Consider the following 14,391-nt stretch of genomic DNA (forward strand, 5'->3'; position numbering starts at 1 on the left):
GGCGAGCCGTCCAGCGGACGAGCATGGCCTGACGGCGGTTGTAGAGTCATTGCCTCTCATGTAATCTCGCGCCCGGAGCCGAGGCCGCATGGAACAGCACGAGCCCAGATCCAGGGTGCTGGTCGTCGATGACAACGAGCAGAACCGCGCCCTGGCGCAGGCCACGCTCGAGGACGACGGCTACGAGGTCGTGCTCGCCGTCACGGGCGAGGAGGGAATCGAGCAATTCCAGCGCCACAAGCCGGATTGCGTGCTCCTCGACGTGCGGATGCCGGGGATGGACGGGTTCGCCGTGTGCTCCCGGATCCGCGGCCTGCCCGAGGGCGCGAGCACGCCGATCGTCTTCTTGACGGCGCTCCGCGACGTCGACACGTTCGACAGCGCGCTGCGCGCCGGCGGCGACGACTTCCTGACGAAGCCGATCCGCCCCTCGGAGCTGCTCGTGCGGGTGCAGGCCGCCCTGAGGCTGCGCCGGCTCGGCGCGGAGCTGCGCGAGCACGTCGAGCTCGTCCGGCAGCAGCGCGACGCGCTGATGCGCCTCCAGCTCCAGAAGGAGCGGCTCACGGCGTTCGTCGTGCACGATCTGAAGAACCCGGTGAGCAGCATGGACCTGCACGCCCAGTTCCTGCTCCGGGATCGCGCGCTCCCGGAGCAGGCGCGCGACTCGGCGCGGCACATCCGCGACCAGGCGCGTGCCCTGCTGCGGCTCATCTACAACCTGCTCGACATCAGCAAGAGCGAGGAAGGGATGCTCACCCCCGAGCGAGCGAGCGTCGATCTCCGCGCGCTCGTCCTCGAGACGTTCGCCGCGCTCGACCTGCGCGCGAGCTCCCGGTCGCTCTCGCTGCGCGAGGCCGTCGAGGTGCCCAGCGTCCAGGCCGATCCGGACCTGCTCCGCCGCACGCTCGAGAACCTCCTCGAGAACGCGATCGTCCACGCCCCGGCCGGGACCGCGGTGACCGTGGGCGCCGCGAAGCGCGGCGCCCACGTGGAGATCCGCGTCGCGGACGCGGGGCCGGGCATCCCCGCCGAGATGCGCGCGCAGGTGTTCGATCGCTTCGTCCAGCTCGGCGGCGACGCCCCGGCCCTCCACCGCGCCGGCCGCGGCCTGGGGCTCGCGTTCTGCAAGATGGCCGTCGAGGCGCACGGCGGCGACATCCGGATCGAGGACAACGCCCCTGGCGCCGTGTTCTGTGTGAGGCTCCCCGATGACACATGAGATCTCCTCCGTCGAACGCCTGTCAGCACCCGAGCAGGCGCCCCATGAGCCTGGCGCTCGCCAGATCGACGACAGCACGTTCCGCATGCTCATCGACGCGGCGCCCGACGCCATGGTGGTCGTCGACGAGCACGGACGTATCGTGTTCGTCAACGTCCAGACCGAGCGGATGTTCGGTTACACGCGCGGCGGGCTCATCGGGCAGGCGATCGAGATCCTGCTCCCGGAGCGATTCCAGCGGTCTCATGTCGCCAACCGCTCGGCGTTCATCGCCGCGCCCAGGGCGCGCTCCATGGGGTCGGGGCTGGAGCTGTTCGGCCGCCGGAGGGACGGCAGCGAGTTCCCGGTCGAGATCAGCCTCAGCCCGCTGACGACCGAGGGGGGCATGCTCTTCTCGAGCGCCATCCGCGACATCAGCGACCGCAAGCGCCTGGAGGCCGTGGCGCAACGCACGAGCGACCTCCTGCGGAGCGCGGTGGAGAGCATCCAGGGCGCGTTCGCCGTGTTCGACGCGCAGGATCGGCTCGCGCTCTGCAACAGCGTCTACCGGCACTGGCTCGGCGCGCGGGTGGACGGCCCCATGATCGGGCGGAGCTATGATGAGATCCTCGGCGAGAGCCTCGCCGCGGGGCTGTTCTCCCTGGGCGGCGAGCCTGCGGCCGGATTCCGCGAGAGGATGCTCGCCTACCACGCGGAGCCGGATGGCACGCTGGATCTCTGCACGAGCGACGGGCGCAGCCTGCGCGCGACCGAGCGCCGCACGGCCGAGGGCGGGACGGTATGCACCCTCTGGGACATGACCGGCGACGTGCAGCGCGAGGAGGAGCTGCGCAAGGCGCGGGGCATCGCCGAGGCCGCGAGCTCCGCGAAGAGCGAGTTCCTCGCCTCGATGAGCCACGAGCTCCGCACGCCGCTCAACGCGATCCTCGGCTTCGCGCAGCTCTTGCACCGCGACAGGAAGACGCCGCTCACCGATCGCCAGAAGGAGCGGATAGAGCACGTCCTCAAGGGCGGCGAGCACCTGCTCAAGCTCATCGACGACATCCTGGATCTCTCGCGCATCGAGGCGGGCCGCGTCACGGTGTCGATCGAGCCGGTGAACGTCCCCGAGGTGCTGGTCGAGGTGAAGACGACGCTCGACCCGATGGCCCAGCGCGCCGGGATCGAGATCGCCCTCGCGCCCCTCCCCGCGGAGCTCCCGAAGATCACGGCGGATCGCACGCGATTCGCGCAGATCCTCATGAACTACGGCTCGAACGCGATCAAGTACGGCCGCAGGGGGGGCCGCGCCACGATCGCTGTGTCGATGCCGGAGGACGGGGTCGTGAAGATCTGCGTGATCGACAACGGCATCGGCATCCCCCAGGAGCAGCACGCGAAGATCTTCCAGCCCTTCCAGCGCGCCGGCCAGGAGACGGGGCCGATCGAGGGGACCGGGATCGGCCTCGCCATCACGAAGCGGCTCGCGGAGCTCATGGGCGGCGGCGTCGGCTTCGCCAGCATCCAGGGCGAAGGGTCCGAGTTCTGGATCGAGCTCCCGGCGCACCAGGAGCCGCCTGCGGTCGCCGCCCCGGCGCAGGCGGATGCGCGCCTGGAGGCGTCGCCGCTCGCCGCGCCCGGCGGCGTCCGCCATTCGGTCCTGTACGTCGAAGACAACCCGTCGAACATCGCGTTCATGGAGGAGCTCATCTCCGAGTTCGAGCGCGTCCACCTGATCACCGCGCCGAACGCCGAGATCGGCATCGAGCTCGCGCGCTCGCGGCAGCCCGAGGTCGTCATCATGGATATCAACCTCCCCGGGATGAGCGGCTACGAGGCCATGCGCAAGCTCGAGGAGTGGCCGGAGACGCGCGACATCCCCGTGATCGCGCTCAGCGCGGCGGCGATGGCCCGGGATACCCGCCGCGCCGAGCAGGCCGGGTTCTATCGGTACCTGACCAAGCCGGTGAGGGTCGACGAGCTGACCACCGTCCTCGAGGAGCTCCTCCTCCGGCCGTAGCGCGCCGAGGCGGTCGAGGTGCGTCGGGGGAGACCCGCTATTCCGCGGACAGCGGCGAAACAGGGGCCGACTCCGCCACCGCGGCGCTGGCGCCCCGGCGGAGAGGGCTTTGCATGGTCGACGAGCAGGTATTCAAGGGCGGCGTCAACACCGTGCGCCGGCGCGGCGACAGGGTCCACCGGCCCGCGACGGCGGCCACGCCTGCCATCCACCGGCTCCTGCGGCACCTCCGGGCGGCGGGCTTCGACGCGGCGCCGGAGCCGCTCGGGCGCGACGACGAGGGGAACGAGGTGCTGTCGTACCTCGATGGCGAGGTACACAACCCGCTCCCGGCCGAGCTGCGCACGCCCGAGCTCCTCGCGTCCGCCGCCGCCCTGCTGCGCCGGTTCCACGACGCGAGCGCGACGTTCGTGCCAGGACCGGACGACCGGTGGCAGCTCCCGCCCCGCCCGCCGGCCGAGGTGATCTGTCACGGCGACCTCGCGCCCTACAACTGTGTCGTCCGCGGCGGCCGGGTCGTCGGCTTCATCGATTTCGATACCGCACATCCCGGCCCGCGCGTGTGGGACGTGGCGTATGCTGTCTACCGTTTCGCGCCGCTGCACGCGCCGAGCAACCCGGACAGCGCCGGCAGCCCCGAGGACCAGGCGCGGCACGCAGCTCGGTTCTGCCGCGCTTATGGCCTCCCGCCAGGGCCCCTGTTGCTCGACACCGTGGCCGATCGACTCGCGGCGCTGCTCGCCTCCATGCGCGCGCGGGCCGCGGCCGGCGACGTCGCGTCCCAGGCGCACATCGCGGCCGGGCACCCTGCGCTGTACGAAGAGGACATCCGCTATTTGCGGGCGCAGCGCGATCGGCTGCTGCAGGCATTCACCCCGTGATGGGCCGACGCCCCCCGCCGGCCGCCATGCGCTGAGCCGGGCGATAATGTGCTCGTGACACGCAGAGGCGGCCGGGTGGCGCGTCGGATGACCACCGCCCCCGCGCCGCTTCATGCCAAACATGAGATCGGCCGCCTGGAAAGGCACCTCGACGCGCACGCGGTGAAGGTCACGTTCAGGGCGGTCGAGAGGCGAGCGCCTATCGCACCTTCCGCTCCTCGACGCGTCGGCCACACCACGTTGTCATCCTGGCTCAGCCCGCTCGCCGGCGGTCGTTCCGGACCGCGACGAGGCCAATTTCGCTCGACAAAACCGCGCTCGATCGGCGTAGCGTGGCTGTATGACCCGAAGGCGCGATCATGCCCTCTCCTGCACGACGCTCTTGCTCATCGCGTGTGGACTGGCCGGCTGCGGCAAGGCCTCCACGCGGCCCGCGGCCGCCCCCGAGCCGCTCGCACCGCTCACGGTCCGGCGATCGGCGGACGACATCATCCTGGCCGCGAAGCTGCCGCCAGAGACCGCGCCCCGCGCGTCGCTCGAGATCCACCGCCTCGACGCTTACGCCGCGTGCAACGCGGCGCAGGTGCGCCTCTCCGCCAGCGTGAGCGCCCGCGCGGACGCGGGGCCGAGCGCGCTCACGGTGTCGAGCCTCGTCATCGGCGGCCTCGGGCTCGCGGGCGGCATCGCCACCACCGCGCTCGCCGCGGGCCTCGAGGCCAAGCCGATCCCGGCGGGCACGCCGTCGCTCCCGGACGCGGAGCCGCCGGACGTGGACGGCAAGACGGGCGTGATCGTGGCGGGCGTCGTCACGGGCGTCGTCGTCGTGGGCGCCGTCGTCGGGACGCTCCTGCTCGTCGGCGGCGACGACGACGACGAGGATCGCAAGCACAAGCTCGATCTCGGCGCCGGCGGCGCGGGGGGCCTCCGCGACGCCATCCGCGCCTTCGAGGCCGCGTGCCCCGACGAGCCGCCCGAGGACGCCCTCGCCGCGTGCATCGACAGGGCGCGCGCCCTCCGCACGACCTGCGCAGCCCGGTGAGGCGGGCTCCGCCGGCGGCTCAGCGCGCGAGCACGTCGAGGAAGCGCTCCTCGTGGAACCCGACCGAGATCCGCGTGTTCGTGCCCTCCATGGCGCGCGCCCCCCATTCGCCCTTCTCGCGGTAGATCTCCACCTCGACGAAGTCGCAGACGCGCTCGTCGAGCGCGCAGGCGGCCGCCACGAGATCGTGCATCGCCTTGCCCACGCCCTTGTCTGCCAGGTACCGATCGAGCGCGTCGATCATCCCCGTCAGGCCGCTCCGCGGCGATCGCCCGGAGACCCGGCGGCTCAGCGCGTCGCGCATGGCCTCGGTATAGACGACCCCATGACATACGTTCTTCGAGACGAACCTCCGCTCTCCGATCTGCGGTGAGGCGAGCAGCGCGAGCGTCTCCCGGGGCGCGCCGCCGGGGTTATAGCTCGGGCAGGTGAGGCGCCCGCGGAACTTCTCGAGCGGCTCGGCGACCAGGTTGTCGCCCGCGAAGCCGCCTTGCTGGACCCAGCGAGCCAGCCGGAGCCCCGGGACGTCGTTGAACGCCTTGCCGATGTTCTTGGGCGCGGCCCCGACGAGCACCGTGGCGTCCGGCTCGCGGAGCAGCTCGGCGAGCAGCGCGGGGCCGCCCGCGACCTCGCCGGCCGGGTGCTCCAGGATGCCGGGGCCGTAGCACGCCTGGTGGAAGCCGGAGACCCGCGCCTTCTTGCCCTCGCTCGTCGCCCACCACGCGGGGCCGTGCAGCGCGCCGATCGGGACCTCCGCCCGCCCGCAGCCATCCAGCCCCCAGCGGACCAGCCGGCACTGATCCTCGGAGCCGGGCGTGACGAGCACGCCGAGCAGCTCGACGTCGGGGTGATCGGCGAGCCAGAGCAGCGTCATGAAATCATCCGGGTCCGCGGTCTCCATCTCGAAGATCATGCGCTTCACGCCGCACCTCCATGCCATCGCGCCGCAGAGCAAAATTGAATAGACTCGATCCGACCGGGCAGCCGGAGAGACGACCGGCCGCCCGACGGTGCCAGCACTCGACCCGCGCTGGCGCGCGCGGTCAGGCCGCACGACCCCGAGGAGCGAATGAAGCGCATACACCTGTTCGAGATAGAGGATTTCAGCTGGTTTCCCGGGTGGCTACGGGCCTGCATGACACGCCTGCTCGTGATCATGCACAGGGCGCTGGGCACGCGCGAGGCGCTGGTCGAGCTGGTCGCCAGAGCATTGAAGGAGTCGAACACATCGAACATCGTCGACCTCTGCTCCGGGAGCGGCGGGCCGATGATCGACGTCGTGCGGACCCTGCGCGAGAAGCCCGGGTTCGAGGGCACCCGACTGACGCTCACGGACCTGTACCCGAGCAAGGAGGCGGCGGAGCTCATCAACAACCAGGAAGGGAGCCGTGTATCCTACCAGACAACCCCGGTGGACGCCACGAAGATCGGCGGCGACATCGCTGGGTTCAACAATAGCCTCAGAACCATGGTCAGCAGCTTTCATCACATGAGGCCGGACAACGCGAGGAAGATACTGGAGTCGGCCCAGAGGAGCAGGCAGCCCATCTGTATCTTCGAGATCAGCGACAACAGTCATCCGCTGTTCCTCGGGTGGCTCGCCCTCCCGATCAACTTCGTGATGTGCCTCCTCATCACGCCCCTGGCGAGGCCCATGACCCTGCGGCAGCTCGTCTTCACCTATATCGTTCCGATCATCCCGCTGTGCTTCGCGTGGGACGGGGCGGTCTCGAACGCGAGGACCTACACGCTCGCTGACCTCGATGAGCTGTTGAGCGGGCTCCAGAACGAAGATTACAGATGGGAGAAGGGCGTGATCGGCGGGAGAGCGAAGAAGCTCTATCTGCTCGGCATTCCTACCCGCGACGCCGGCGCCGGCGGCTGAGCCGCTCCGACGCGGACGAACCGGTACGTACCGGTCGTACAGACCGCCGGAGTTCGTGGCACGAGGCGGTATGTCCGCCTCGTGCGCTCCGACGATTGGAGTAAGGCCATGCCTTCGTGCGCGTCGCGGATTGCACCCTACTATTCGCTTGCGGTCATCGATCTACCTTGTTACGCGCAATCCCGGTATGCCTGTCCGGTTGCGGAGGGGAATACGATGGCTGACGCAAACGGAGCACTGAGCTCGCTGGATGACTTTATCGCTCACTCCACGGAGATGCTGTTCGTCGCCGGAGGCGACGGCGCGCTGCTGCGATGGAGCGACGCGCTGGGCCGGACGATCGGGCCCGCGCTCGCGCAAGGAACCCCGTTGACCGAGCTCTTCCACCCGGAGGACCGCGGCGCGCTCACCACAAGGTGGGAGCAAGTGCGTGAGAGCACGGCCCCCATTCACGTCCACGGCCGCGTCATGAGCGCGGAGCGCAGCTACAAACCGCTCGCCTGCGTCGTGCGCGGCGCGCGCTCGGAGGGGCTCGTCTACGGCTCGTTCCGTGACGCGCCGGCCGGCGACGGCGCGCTCGACGAGCTGACCGAGCTGAGGGCGCGGGACAGGATGCTCCGCGCCTTGATCAACGCTCTTCCGATAGCGATGTGGGCCGTCGATACCGACGGAACGTATCTCTACCATGAAGGCAAGGGGCTGGAGGCCGTCGGCCATCAACCTGGACAGCTCGTCGGCGCGAACATCTTTGACCTCTACGGCGAGGCCAACGGCGCCGTCAGGCGCGCGCTGGCCGGTGACCCGGTGCACGGGCTGGCCGAGGTGCACGGCTGTGTATGGGAGAGCTGGATGGTCCCCCTCGCGGAGGAAGAGGGGCACGTCAGCTCCGTCGTCGGGTTCTCGCTCGACGTGACGGAGGGGCAGCGCGCGCAGCAGGCCCTCCAGACGAAGCTCGACGTGATCGAGGCGCAGCAGCGGGTCATCCGGGAGCTCGCGGCGCCGATCATCGAGGTGTGGGACGGCGTGCTGGCGCTGCCCATGATCGGCGTCGTCGACAGCGCGAGGACGGCCGACGCGATGGAGAGCCTGCTCGAGGCGATCTCGAGCCGCGGGGCGCGGTTCGCCGTCCTGGACCTCACCGGCGTGCAGATGGTGGACACGAAGGTCGCCGATCACCTGATCAAGCTCGTGCGGGCCATCCAGCTGCTCGGCGCCGAGGGGATCATCTGCGGCATCCGCCCGACGGTGGCGCAGACGATGGTGGCGCTGGGGCTCGACCTCAGCGCCATCGTGACCAAGGCCAACCTGCGGGCCGGCCTGATGCACTGCATGCGAAGTTTGACCGCGCGCCCGGCGCCGCCCCCCCGCAACGTCGCCTGACACGACAGCGGAGGACGAGGCCCCCGGGAGCAGCGCAGCGCTGGCGCTGCTCCCTGGGCGCCCGAGCTCAGAACAGCTGGACGTCGTCGATCTCGATGCGCAGCGGCTGTCCCACGGGCGTGCGCCAGTTCAGGTTCATGACGTTCCACGGCTCGAACGGCACGAGCGTGCCCCACCCCTGCTGCATCAGATCCCACCAGCGCAGCTCCACGGTGACCCACTCCGGTCCGACCCAGAGGTCGATACCGTGGCTGTCGTAGCAAGCCGAGCAGAGCCCGCCCTCAGGCGTCGTAAGGAGCGTGCCGACGTCGAAGCGAACCTGCGTGCCCTGGCCACGGATGTGGAAGCGGATGCCCTGGAACGGCGACACATCGACGGGCCACATCTCGAAGGACAGCGCCACGCCAGCGCCCGACGCGGACGGCACCCCCGGGGAGTGCGCCGCGAGCGCCGTCGAGCTGAAAGGCCCCGGAGCGGGGAACAGGTTGACCGGCGGGACGGTCCCGTCGTCGTACGTCACCCACGGCCCCGTGAACGGCGGGGCGCTGCCCGCGTACGGCGCGGAGAAGAGGAAATCGCCGTCCTCGAAGTCCTCGATGACGAGGCCCGGCATCGCGCAGACGGGCAACCACACGCAGTCCGGATCGGAGCAATCCGTGAGGCCGTCCGCATCGTCATCGGAGCCGTTGCTGCAGGCCCAATCGGTGTCCTCGCGCCACGACATGCAGTACGGCTGCGACTGGCAGTCCGCATCGGAGCAATCCACGGCACCGTCCCCGTCGTCGTCGGCGCCGTTGCTGCACGTCCAGTCGGTGTCCTCGCGCACCGGCATGCAGTACGGCATCCACTGGCACTCCGGATCGACGCAATCCGCGAGGCCGTCCCCGTCGTCATCGACGCCGTTGCTGCACGCCCAATCGGTGTCCTCGCGCCACGGCGAGCAGAACGGATAGGGCTGGCATTCCGGATCAGCGCAATCCGCGAGGCCATCCATGTCGTCATCGGCGCCGTTGCTGCAGGCCCAATCGGTGTCCTCGCGCACCGGCGCGCAGAAGGGATACCCCTGGCAGTCCGGATCGGAGCAATCCGCGAGGCCGTCCATGTCGTCGTCGTAGCCGTTGCTGCACTCCCAATCGGTGTCCTCGCCGATCGGCCCGCAGAACGGCTGGAACTGGCAGTCCGGATCGGAGCAATCCGGGCGGCCGTCGCCATCGTCGTCGTAACCGTTGCTGCACGCCACATCGGTGTCCTCGCGCGGCGGCGTCGTGTCGTCGACCCCGATGACGATGTCGAGCCTCCCCTGCCCGACCGAAATGACGTCGCCATCGGCCCGGAACTGGAACGCCACGGTCGACGTCGTACCTTCGCCGATGTAGACCCACGTCGGGTTCGCCGACGTGAGGGACGCCGAGACGGCCTGGTAACCGCCGCCGGTCCACCGCTCGAGGACCCAGCCCGGCTGGAGCGCCACGTTATAACCGCCGACCGGCAGCACCTCCGCGAGCACCGGCGTGTCGACCCCTCCGTAGATGGTCCGCGCCGTCGGGCCGTAGATATCGAACCACGCTTGGGACAGGCGGTACGTCGCGCCCGAGGAGCTGTTCCCGACGAGGGCCAGGCTGAGCGAGCCGACCTCGGACTCCTGCTCGGCGTCCTCCGGCGCGTCCGCCGTGCAGCCGACCGGGATCGCAGCAATGGCCAGGACCGAACATACGAAGAGTTGTCGCAAGTGTCTCATAATGACTCTCGTATCAGAGCCGGTCGCGCGTGAAAAGCTGGATTCGTGAGGGGCGCCATGACGTCGCGCGTCCGTCGGTCATGCGTCATTGACCGTCGGTCATTGACCGTCGGTCATCGTCATCCATCGGCTGGCCGCCGGTCATCGGCTGGCCGCCGGCCATCGGCCGGCCATTGGCCGGCCATGCCCATGCGCCTATGCCTTGGTTGCGCCGCCCCCTCCCATCATTCATCGAATCTTTCGGTCCTTCCATCGCCGCTTCTCATCGCCTCAACGGCCGTCGACCGCTCTCGCCTCCTCTCGCATTCCGTCCACTTTGTCGGCTCGCGTCGCACGCATCGTCGCCCCGGTCCCGGTCCGCGATCGCGGCGGACCCAGCGCGCCCGCCGCCGGGCGCGCCGTGCGCGCTCCGCTCGGGTCAGACGTTCGGCGCCGGCGCGTCGACGGCCTCGGCGGCCTTCGCGTGCCGCGCTTGCTCCCGGAAGTAGCCCTCCCGCTCCTCGGCGAAGGCGCGCGCCACGCTCGGACGTCCGTGGAGGCGCGCGTGGTACGCGGCGAGCGCCGGCCAGGACTTCAGGTCGATCGGCGTGACAACGGACCAGTTGAGCACCGCGAAGAGGTACGCGTCGGCGACCGAGAAACGGTCGAGAAGGAACTCCCGCCCTTCGAGCCGATCGGCCGCCCAGCCGAGGCGGCGCGGCGCCCCGGCCAGCGCATGGGCCTTGACCTCGGCCGAGGCCGTCTTGTCCAGGAGCGGCATGTAGACCGCCTTGTGGAGCTCGCTCCCGATGAAGCCGAGCCACTGCTGGAGGCGCGCCCGGCCGAGCGGATCCCGCGGCGCGAGCTCCGCCGCCGGGAACCGATCCGCCACGAGCTGAAGGATCGCCGCGTTCTCGGCGAGGATCTCGCCTCCTTCGATCTCGAGCGCAGGGACGAACCCGAGCGGGTGGATCGCACGGTAGTCGGCGCCCCCCTCGGTCCGCTTCGTTTCGAGGTCGACCTCCACATACGAGGCCTCCGCGCCGGCCTCGTAGAAGGCGATGCGCGTGGCGAGAGAACATGCGAGCGGAGCGAAATAGAGCTTCATGAAAACCTCCTGACGGCGCCCAAGGTGCGCCTCGCGGGGCTGTGCGTCCAACGCATCGTCGTGATAGGGTCTATGCGTGCCACGCATAGCGTCTCCCCCTGCGCCTCCCGCGATCGGACCGCGGCCACAGCTCGAGATCCGCGACCTGGAGCTCGTCCTCTCCCTGGCGGCCGCCGGGAGCACGTCCGGCGCCGCCTCGGCGATGCACATCACGCAGTCCGCCGTGAGCCGGGCGCTCGCCCAGGCGGAGGACCGCGTCGGCGCGCGCCTCTTCGAGCGCACCGCGCGCGGGGTCACGCCGACCGCCGCGGGAGAGCGGCTCATCGCGGGGGCCGGGCTCGTCCTCGCGCAGCTCCGGGAGCTCGAGCGAGAGGTCGCGGCGCCGGTCGCCGCGACGACGCGCGTCCGCCTCGTGTGCGAGTGCTACACGGCGTACCGCTGGCTCCCCTCCGCGATGACGAGCCTCCGGCGCAGGCTGCCCCGCCTCGAGATCGTGCTCGCGGTCGAGCACACCCACGATCCGGTCGCCGCGCTCGTCCGGGGGGACATCGACGTCGCGCTGCTCACCACGTCGTCCCTGCCGAGCGACCGCGAGGCGGGCTGCGCGCTCGTGGAGCGGCCGCTCTTCTCGGACGAGGTCGTCTTCGTGATCTCGAGCTCGCACCCGCTCGCCGGGCGGGCCTCGCTCACGCGCGACCACCTCCGCGAGGGCCCGCTGATCACGCCGAACGCAACGCCGGCCGAGGCGCGCTGGTTCATGGGCGCCGTCTTCGGGCGGCAGCGGCCCAAGATCGAGCTCCTGCGCTTCCCGCTCACGGAGGCCGTGGTCGACGCGGCGCGCGCCGGGATGGGGATCGCGATCCTCTCGGAATGGGTGGCGGAAGCCTACCTCGGCAGCGGCGACCTTCTGGTCAAGCGGCTCTCGTCCGGCCCGCTCCGCCGGCCCTGGCGGATCGCGTTCCGGCGCGCGTCGGCCGACGCCGCGGAGCGCCTGATGGGCGCCCTCGAGAGCGCGGCGCCGCGGCTCTACACGCGCGCCGGGTGACCCGGGTGACCCGGGTGGCGCTCAGTCGAGGCCGGTGGCCTCCGGCGCGCCCAGCATCAGGTTGAGGTTCTGCACCGCCGCGCCGGAGGCGCCTTTGCCGAGGTTGTCGAGGCGCGCCACGACAAGGATCTGGTCCGGCTTGCCGAACACGAACACGTCGAGTCGGTTCGTGTCGTTGCACTCCACCGCGCCGAGGTAGCCGTCCTCCAGCGCGCCCTGGCCGCCGAGCGGCATCACCCGGATGAACGGCTCGCCGGCGTAATACGACGTGTAGAGCTCGTGGACCGCGGCGGGCGTCGCCGGCCGGGCCAGGGCGTCCGCGAACAGGGGCACCGAGACGAGCATGCCCTTGTAGAAGTCGCCCACGACCGGCTGGAACAGGGGCGCCCTGTCGAGGCCCGCGATGGCGCGCATCTCCGGCAGGTGCTTGTGCTGCAGGGTGAGCCCGTACGGGCGCGGGCCGCGGAGCTGCTCGCGGCGCGCCCCTTCGGCCTGCTCGTAGGCCTGGATCATCTTGCGCCCGCCGCCGCTGTAGCCGGTGAGCGAGTGCGCGATCACGCGGGCGTCCCTGGGCAGGAGCCCCTGGTCGACGAGCGGCACCACGAGCGCGAGGAACCCGGTCGCGTGACACCCGGGGACGGCGACGCGCCGCGCGCCGCGGACGGCCTCGCGCTGGCCGGGGCGGAGCTCCGGGAAGCCGTACGCCCACCCGTCGGCCGTGCGGTGCGCGGTGCTCGGATCGATGACGCGCGTCCTCGGGTTCTCGATCCATCCGATGGATTCGCGGGCGGCGTCGTCGGGCAGGCACGTGATGAGCACATCCGCCTCGTTGATCAGCGCGCGGCGCGCCGCCGGGTCCTTGCGGCGCTCGGGGTCGATCTCGAGCAGCTGGAGGTCGCGGCGGCCCTGCAGCCGCTCGCGGATCTGGAGCCCCGTCGTACCTTCCTGTCCGTCGATGAACACCCGATGCATGGTGGCCGTGTTCATACGCCGAGCGCGCCCCCGGGACCAGCGCTTCGCGCTAGCTCACCGGCGGCTCTGCGGCGCCCAGGCGCATCCGCCGTCGTCGCACGGCTCTTCGAGGTGCTCCCCTCGCGCCCTGGCCCTGACCATCTGGATCAACCCCAGCGTCCAGCACATCGGGCATCCGCCCACCGCCACCAGCGCGACCGGCAGCAGCGCCATCGCCAGCCAGAGGGAAGCGCGCGCGACGAGCACCGAGGCCACGAGGGCCGCGACGAAGATCGCCCCGCGCGCGAAGTGCTCCACAAGGCTCCTGCTCACGAACATGGCTTGTTCCTCCTCTCCTCCCCTCCCCGCACCCCCGAGGCGGAAGGCGCGCCCTCCTGCCGGAGGACCTCCCGCCGCACCAGTTGCCGCGCCCGGTGCAGGCGGCTCTTCATGGCCGCCTCGCCGAGCCCGAGCCTCTGGCACACCTCCTCGCCCGTCAGCCCCTCGACGTCGCGCAGCACGAGCACCTCCCGATAGGGCCGCTCCAGCACGGCGATCGCCTCATGCACGGCGCGGACCAGCCGCCAGCGCTCGAAGGCTGCCTGCGGGTCGAGATCGCCCGACGGCACCGCATCGATGTCGTCCACCCGGTCCCCCAGCCTCGAGCGCTCCCGCGCGAAGGGGCGAAGCATGCGCAGGCACGCGTTCCGGACCACCGTCATCAGCCAGGAGAGGGCGCCCGGATCGCGCGCCACCTCGGGGCGGCGAGCGAGCTTCGTGAAGGCCTCCTGGACCGCATCGTCGGCGTCGAAGGCGTCGCGGCACGCGCGCAGCCCGAAGCGGTACACCCGGTCGTGGTAGGCGCGGACGAGCAGCTCCAGCGCGCCGTCATCGCCGAGCGCCGCCGCCGTGAAGACCGGATCGTGGGATCTCGATGCGTCCATTCAGCGCCTCAGCTCCGCTGGAGGGGGCATGTGGATCTGCCCATCAGAGCGTACCCGAAGCACGTGCCCGAGAGCGTCGTGAACAGCATGTACACGCCCGCCAGACCGAACACGGCGAGGCGCGTCGCGAGCGTCAGCGGCGCCGCCCAGGCGCACGCCAGCAGCGCAAGCGCACCCAGACCACGCAGCAACCGATCCATGTTCCCCACATTGCGTTTCATGA

14 protein-coding genes are annotated in these 14,391 nt (G+C 70.7%); 7 read left to right on the plus strand and 7 right to left on the minus strand.

Annotation, left to right across the window (positions count from 1 at the left end; all coding sequences use genetic code 11):
• Nucleotides 1–88 precede the first annotated feature (88 nt).
• From WMF11_RS28180 to WMF11_RS28195, 4 genes are all read left to right on the plus strand, one after another.
• Nucleotides 89–1,219 carry a hybrid sensor histidine kinase/response regulator gene (locus WMF11_RS28180; RefSeq protein ID WP_437972901.1) on the plus strand — a complete coding sequence of 377 codons (1,131 nt, stop codon included), beginning with the start codon at nt 89–91 and terminating at the stop codon, nt 1,217–1,219.
• Entirely contained in the window at nt 1,209–3,218 is a 2,010-nt protein-coding gene (locus tag WMF11_RS28185) for a PAS domain-containing hybrid sensor histidine kinase/response regulator (RefSeq protein ID WP_437972902.1), read from the plus strand. Before WMF11_RS28180 ends, WMF11_RS28185 begins: the two co-directional genes overlap by 11 nt.
• 113 nt (nt 3,219–3,331) lie before the next feature.
• Entirely contained in the window at nt 3,332–4,099 is a 768-nt protein-coding gene (locus WMF11_RS28190) for a phosphotransferase (protein WP_437972903.1), read from the plus strand.
• A 340-nt stretch (nt 4,100–4,439) separates the two neighbouring features.
• On the plus strand, nt 4,440–5,138 hold the full coding sequence (locus tag WMF11_RS28195; protein ID WP_437972904.1) for a transcriptional regulator: 699 nt from the start codon (nt 4,440–4,442) through the stop codon (nt 5,136–5,138).
• Nucleotides 5,139–5,157: 19 nt separating this feature from the next.
• Here WMF11_RS28195 and WMF11_RS28200 read toward each other — a convergent pair whose 3' ends face one another.
• Complete coding sequence (locus tag WMF11_RS28200; protein ID WP_437972905.1) at nt 5,158–6,060, minus strand: nucleoside hydrolase; 903 nt, start codon at nt 6,058–6,060, stop codon at nt 5,158–5,160.
• Nucleotides 6,061–6,207: 147 nt separating this feature from the next.
• Between WMF11_RS28200 and WMF11_RS28205 the strand changes: the two genes are divergently transcribed.
• Nucleotides 6,208–7,023 (plus strand): hypothetical protein, encoded by an 816-nt coding sequence (locus tag WMF11_RS28205; RefSeq protein WP_437972906.1) that lies wholly within the window; start codon nt 6,208–6,210, stop codon nt 7,021–7,023.
• A 216-nt stretch (nt 7,024–7,239) separates the two neighbouring features.
• The gene (locus WMF11_RS28210; RefSeq protein WP_437902378.1) at nt 7,240–8,403 is read left to right on the plus strand and encodes a PAS domain-containing protein; all 1,164 of its coding nucleotides are present in this window, start codon (nt 7,240–7,242) and stop codon (nt 8,401–8,403) included.
• Nucleotides 8,404–8,470: 67 nt separating this feature from the next.
• Here WMF11_RS28210 and WMF11_RS28215 read toward each other — a convergent pair whose 3' ends face one another.
• Both WMF11_RS28215 and WMF11_RS28220 read right to left on the minus strand, forming a co-directional pair.
• Nucleotides 8,471–10,132 (minus strand): hypothetical protein, encoded by a 1,662-nt coding sequence (locus tag WMF11_RS28215; RefSeq protein WP_437972907.1) that lies wholly within the window; start codon nt 10,130–10,132, stop codon nt 8,471–8,473.
• A 427-nt stretch (nt 10,133–10,559) separates the two neighbouring features.
• On the minus strand, nt 10,560–11,228 hold the full coding sequence (locus WMF11_RS28220) for a glutathione binding-like protein (protein ID WP_437902381.1): 669 nt from the start codon (nt 11,226–11,228) through the stop codon (nt 10,560–10,562).
• Between the two features lie 76 nt (nt 11,229–11,304).
• Between WMF11_RS28220 and WMF11_RS28225 the strand changes: the two genes are divergently transcribed.
• The gene (locus WMF11_RS28225) at nt 11,305–12,273 is read left to right on the plus strand and encodes a LysR family transcriptional regulator (protein WP_437972908.1); all 969 of its coding nucleotides are present in this window, start codon (nt 11,305–11,307) and stop codon (nt 12,271–12,273) included.
• A gap of 21 nt (nt 12,274–12,294) precedes the next feature.
• Here WMF11_RS28225 and argC read toward each other — a convergent pair whose 3' ends face one another.
• Genes argC through WMF11_RS28245 form a run of 4 tightly spaced genes read right to left on the minus strand, consistent with a single transcriptional unit; the run spans nt 12,295 to nt 14,389 of the window.
• Nucleotides 12,295–13,245 (minus strand): N-acetyl-gamma-glutamyl-phosphate reductase, encoded by a 951-nt coding sequence (gene argC, locus WMF11_RS28230; RefSeq protein ID WP_437972909.1) that lies wholly within the window; start codon nt 13,243–13,245, stop codon nt 12,295–12,297.
• 54 nt (nt 13,246–13,299) lie between these two features.
• Nucleotides 13,300–13,563, minus strand: a complete 264-nt coding sequence (locus WMF11_RS28235) for a hypothetical protein (protein WP_437972910.1) — start codon at nt 13,561–13,563, stop codon at nt 13,300–13,302.
• Nucleotides 13,554–14,168: an RNA polymerase sigma factor gene (locus WMF11_RS28240; protein WP_437972911.1), complete on the minus strand. Its 615-nt coding sequence runs from the start codon at nt 14,166–14,168 to the stop codon at nt 13,554–13,556. Before WMF11_RS28240 ends, WMF11_RS28235 begins: the two co-directional genes overlap by 10 nt.
• A gap of 8 nt (nt 14,169–14,176) precedes the next feature.
• Nucleotides 14,177–14,389: a YgaP-like transmembrane domain gene (locus tag WMF11_RS28245; protein ID WP_437972912.1), complete on the minus strand. Its 213-nt coding sequence runs from the start codon at nt 14,387–14,389 to the stop codon at nt 14,177–14,179.
• Nucleotides 14,390–14,391: the final 2 nt, after the last annotated feature.

The organism is Sorangium sp. So ce295, assembly GCF_051527405.1.
Lineage (GTDB): Bacteria > Myxococcota_A > Polyangia > Polyangiales > Polyangiaceae > Sorangium > Sorangium cellulosum_B.

What these genes read in the sequence shown, in the direction of transcription:
- WMF11_RS28180 (WP_437972901.1), top strand. Translation starts at nt 89, where the DNA reads ATGGAACAGCACGAGCCCAGATCCAGGGTGCTGGTCGTCGATGACAAC.
- WMF11_RS28185 (WP_437972902.1), top strand. Translation starts at nt 1,209, where the DNA reads ATGACACATGAGATCTCCTCCGTCGAACGCCTGTCAGCACCCGAGCAG.
- WMF11_RS28190 (WP_437972903.1), top strand. Translation starts at nt 3,332, where the DNA reads ATGGTCGACGAGCAGGTATTCAAGGGCGGCGTCAACACCGTGCGCCGG.
- WMF11_RS28195 (WP_437972904.1), top strand. Translation starts at nt 4,440, where the DNA reads ATGACCCGAAGGCGCGATCATGCCCTCTCCTGCACGACGCTCTTGCTC.
- WMF11_RS28205 (WP_437972906.1), top strand. Translation starts at nt 6,208, where the DNA reads ATGAAGCGCATACACCTGTTCGAGATAGAGGATTTCAGCTGGTTTCCC.
- WMF11_RS28210 (WP_437902378.1), top strand. Translation starts at nt 7,240, where the DNA reads ATGGCTGACGCAAACGGAGCACTGAGCTCGCTGGATGACTTTATCGCT.
- WMF11_RS28220 (WP_437902381.1), bottom strand. Translation starts at nt 11,228, where the DNA reads ATGAAGCTCTATTTCGCTCCGCTCGCATGTTCTCTCGCCACGCGCATC.
- argC (WP_437972909.1), bottom strand. Translation starts at nt 13,245, where the DNA reads ATGCATCGGGTGTTCATCGACGGACAGGAAGGTACGACGGGGCTCCAG.
- WMF11_RS28235 (WP_437972910.1), bottom strand. Translation starts at nt 13,563, where the DNA reads ATGTTCGTGAGCAGGAGCCTTGTGGAGCACTTCGCGCGCGGGGCGATC.
- WMF11_RS28240 (WP_437972911.1), bottom strand. Translation starts at nt 14,168, where the DNA reads ATGGACGCATCGAGATCCCACGATCCGGTCTTCACGGCGGCGGCGCTC.
- WMF11_RS28245 (WP_437972912.1), bottom strand. Translation starts at nt 14,389, where the DNA reads ATGAAACGCAATGTGGGGAACATGGATCGGTTGCTGCGTGGTCTGGGT.